General features: G+C 75.2%; 1 protein-coding gene. It reads left to right on the top strand.

The genetic code is table 11. The features are described from left to right. Nucleotides 1-330, top strand: a 330-nt coding sequence (locus ACLQ22_RS32000) for an AMP-binding protein (protein ID WP_425695602.1), incomplete at both ends; no start/stop codon positions are given.

Raw genomic sequence — 330 nt, 5'->3', positions numbered from 1 at the left:
GCCACCGCCCTGTTCGACACCGCCACCGCCCAGCGGCACATCCGCTACCTGCGCCACGTCCTCACCCAACTCGTCGCACACCCCGACCAGCCGATCGACCAGCTGACCCTGCTCGACCCGGCGGAGCGCCGCGAACTCCTCGCGGCCTGGGACGACGCGACCGCGTACCCGGTCGGGCGGACGATCCCGGCGCTGTTCGCGCAGCGGGTCGCCGCGACCCCCGACGCGGTGGCCGTGACGTTCGAGGGAACCGCGCTCACCTACCGCGACCTCGACGCGCGCGCCAACCGGCTGGCCCACCACCTGCGCGAGCACGGCGTCGGCCCCGAC

It is taken from the genome of Micromonospora sp. DT178 (genome assembly GCF_049841695.1).
Classification (GTDB): domain Bacteria; phylum Actinomycetota; class Actinomycetes; order Mycobacteriales; family Micromonosporaceae; genus Micromonospora.
Note: the sequence above shows the minus strand (reverse complement) of the source record. Positions and strands in the feature narration are given on the sequence as shown.